Annotated in this window: 1 protein-coding gene and 1 pseudogene; both read right to left on the minus strand. The window is 42.7% G+C overall.

The window, feature by feature from the left end; translation table 11 throughout:
• Positions 1-92: 92 nt before the first annotated feature.
• Positions 93-296 (minus strand): annotated as a pseudogene (locus tag GN208_RS17740) (integrase); the annotation flags it as partial.
• Between the two features lie 30 nt (positions 297-326).
• The coding region (locus GN208_RS17745) for a tyrosine-type recombinase/integrase (protein WP_243828513.1) at positions 327-1,413 on the minus strand (1,087 nt) is incomplete at its 5' end.

Genomic DNA, 1,413 nt, shown 5'->3' on the forward strand with positions numbered 1-1,413 from the left:
GCTTAGATGCTTTACCTATTTTATATGTATAAAAAAATAAAACACTCGCAATAGCCATCTTTACGTCTTGGCGTAAAGATGGCTATTTAATATTACTTAAAATTCACATTAACAACATTATCCAAGCCACCCTCCAATTCATCCATGTAGTCTGCATACCACTGCATCATTTCTCTTCGCCCATCCATATACTGAGCATGATTATACGTACCACGGATCGCGTTCTTATCGATATGTGCAAGCTGAGTCTCAATCCATGCCGAGTTATATCCTTTCTCATGCAAAATTTTGCTTATTATGCGGTGAAAACCTGTACGCACTACAAATTAGTTTTGCATATTAATATCCATTGGGTTATTCACTTTTGCATAATCAAAAGGTGAAATAGTTTGTTCTCTGTTAGCATCTAGAAAATCAGCCCACCATTGCAGCATTAGCCTGCGTTCTTCAAGAAACTCCGCCTTGTGAATATAAGCTGCACGTACGCCATTACGTTCCTGATGGCTCATCTGACGTTCTACAGCATCTCTTGACCATAATCCTGATTCGATTAATGAACTGCAGGCCATAGCTCTGAAGCCGTGACCACAAACATCAATTTTCGTATCATATCCCATAAGTCGTAATGCATTATTTACCGTATTTTCACTCATTGGTTTCCAGGGATTGTGATCACCCGTGAAAATTAATTCATGCTCACCGCTGATAGTGTGAATCACCCGCAGGATATCCAGTGCCTGAGTTGAAAGTGGTACCAGGTGCTCTGTACGCATTTTTGAGCCACGATGAGAGAATTTTACACCTTCAATCGATTTTCGTTCCGGAGGGATAGTCCACATAGCTTTCTCAAAATTTATCTCTGGCCAGCGGGCAAAGCGAAATTCACTGGAGCGGATAAATATCAGCAAAGAAAGCTGTGTTGCCAGTCTGGTCATGATTTGTCCCCGGTAAGTATCAAGACGTTCCAGTAACTCAGATATCCGACTCAATGGCAATGCAGGTCTGTGCTGCCGTTTAACTGTGGCCAGCGCCCCCGCCATATCGGTAGCGGGATTATAATCAATGATCCCGGACTGGGCGGCATATCGCATGATAGCGGAGATTCGTTGTTGAAGGCGGGCTGCTACTTCATAAATCTCTTTTGCTTCAGCAGCTTTAACCGGAATGAGTAAATCAGGTGTTTTCAGTGATGTAATATCCCGTGAACCAATGTAAGGGAAAACATGGGTCTGAAGGCTTTTCCAGGTTTTTTCCCTGTGGGATTCTGACCAGGTTTTGTTGCTTTTATGCCAAAGTCCGGCAATGGCTTCAAAGCTTTGTGAAGCATCTGGTAAAGCTTTCTTTATCCGTTTCTGTTCACAAGGGTCGATACCCTCAGCAATCTGCTTACGTGCGCTGTCTCTTTTATCACGT

This window comes from Morganella sp. HSTU-ASny43, from assembly GCF_022819185.1.
Classification (GTDB): Bacteria; Pseudomonadota; Gammaproteobacteria; order Enterobacterales; family Enterobacteriaceae; genus Morganella; species Morganella morganii.